The 1757-nt window shown below is 74.4% G+C and carries 2 protein-coding genes; one reads left to right on the forward strand and one right to left on the reverse strand.

Annotation, left to right across the window (positions count from 1 at the left end; translation table 11 throughout):
* Positions 1 to 266 precede the first annotated feature (266 nt).
* Positions 267 to 1190 carry a carbohydrate kinase family protein gene (locus ESO86_RS16410; protein WP_129235899.1) on the reverse strand — a complete coding sequence of 308 codons (924 nt, stop codon included), beginning with the start codon at positions 1188 to 1190 and terminating at the stop codon, positions 267 to 269.
* 141 nt (positions 1191 to 1331) lie between these two features.
* Here ESO86_RS16410 and ESO86_RS16415 point away from each other — a divergent pair.
* Positions 1332 to 1757: TetR/AcrR family transcriptional regulator (locus tag ESO86_RS16415; protein WP_165308155.1), on the forward strand; the 426-nt coding region annotated here is incomplete at its 3' end.

Raw genomic sequence — 1757 nt, forward strand, 5'->3', positions numbered from 1 at the left:
GAGGTGGCCGGATGGCCGCCGGCGGCATCGGGCACTGCCACTCCTCTCGTCGCGCCGTTCGCGCGGGTCGGCGCGCGGCGACCGACGCGGGTCTCGTGGCGCGCGCCGGGGGATTCGGCTCGCCTCCGGCGTGGCATGGTGCCGAGATCGGAGTTCTCTGGGGCGGAGCGCCGATCGGGGTGCGCACCGTGCCGATGTCGCCATCAGCGGTTGGGGCGAGTCTACGACCCCGCCCCGGCACGCACGCAAGACCCCCGTTCGGCGGGTCAGCTCCCGAGCTGCGGTGACGGCGACCCGGTGCGGAGCAGCGCGCCCTCGTGGCGGACGGTCGCGGCGGCGATGGTCATCGCCTCGTCGAGCGCCGCCGCCCAGGCCTCCCGGTCGGCCGGCATGCCGTCTCGGGCGACGTGGTGGACGATCGCCGCGAGCGTCGCATCGCCCGCGCCCATCGTGTCGACGACCCGGCCGGGGAGGTCGACGATGTCGACGTGGACGTCGAGGTCGCCGTGGTGGACGTCGGCCCCCTGCCGACCGGCCGTGGCGAGCACCGCGGGTCGACCGGGTCCACCCGAACGGAGCCGTCGCACGAATGCGTCGAGGGGCTCGCGTGCGAGCAGTTCCGCGTCCTCGTCGCCGGCCTTCACGAGCAGCGAGCGCGACGCGACGCGCTCGAAGGCGGCGAGGAACGCCTCGCGGTCGTGGAGCATGCCCGCGCGCGGGTTGCCGTCGACGATGAGCCGCTGCTCGGGATCGTGCACCGCGTCGAGCAGCGCGTCGACCTGCTCGGCGTCGTCGAACGGATAGCAGCTCACGACCACGAGGTCGGCCTCTCCGAGCGCCTCGCGCGTCGCGGCGTCGAAGGAGAGTCGACGGTGCTGCGCGGCGTCGTTGAACACGTAGCGCGGTTCGCCGCCCTCGCTGCGGTCGGAGACGGCGCGGGACGTGCCGAGCGCCGAGGGGCTCTCGACGAGCCGCACGCCGTAGTCGTCGAGGAAGGCGCGGATGCGCGAGGCGGGTTCGTCGTCGCCGAGCATCGCCACGAGCGTGACCTGCTCGCCGAGCAGCGCGAGCCCGACCGCGACGTTGAGGGCGGCGCCGCCGACGAACTCGCGCGATCCCGAGGGGTCCCGCAGCTCGTCGATCAGGGCGTCGCCCACGACCGTGATCCGTGCGGCGTCCGGCTGCGTCATGCGCTCGACCTCCTCGTCCGGCGCGAGGCCTGCGTCGCCCCGCCGCTCGCGTCCAGCGTGGCACGCGTTCGCGTCCGCGTCCACGCGCCTGGGGTCGGTCGCAACACTGTACGGTGTGTCGAGTCCCCTACGGAAGGCCCCATGAGACCCGGACCACGACGCAGCCTCACGCACGCGGAGATCCTCGAGGCCGCCTTCGAGCTGCTCGAGACGAAGGGGTTCGACGCGGTCTCCGTCCGCGGCGTCGCCGGCGTGCTCGGGCTGACGCCGACGGCGATGTACACGTACTACCCCAACAAGGGCGCGCTGCTCGCCGGCATGGTCGAGCAGCTGCTCGGCCGCCTCGACACCGGCGAAGCGGATGTCCCGGCCGCGCAATCCGCGCGCGCTCGCGTCGTCGCGCTCGCTGAGGCGCTGCGCTCGATCCTCGTCGAACGGCCCGGCGCGGTGGGCCTGCTCCTCGCGACCCCGCTCGACGGGCCCAACGCGAGGCGCCTCGACGAGCGCCTGCTCGCGACGTTCGCCGATGCCGGACTCGACCCCGTCGAGGCGGGCCGCGCGACGCAC

This window comes from Agromyces binzhouensis (assembly GCF_004135055.1).
GTDB lineage: Bacteria > Actinomycetota > Actinomycetes > Actinomycetales > Microbacteriaceae > Agromyces > Agromyces binzhouensis.

What these genes read in the sequence shown, in the direction of transcription:
- ESO86_RS16410 (WP_129235899.1), bottom strand. Translation starts at nt 1,190, where the DNA reads ATGACGCAGCCGGACGCCGCACGGATCACGGTCGTGGGCGACGCCCTG.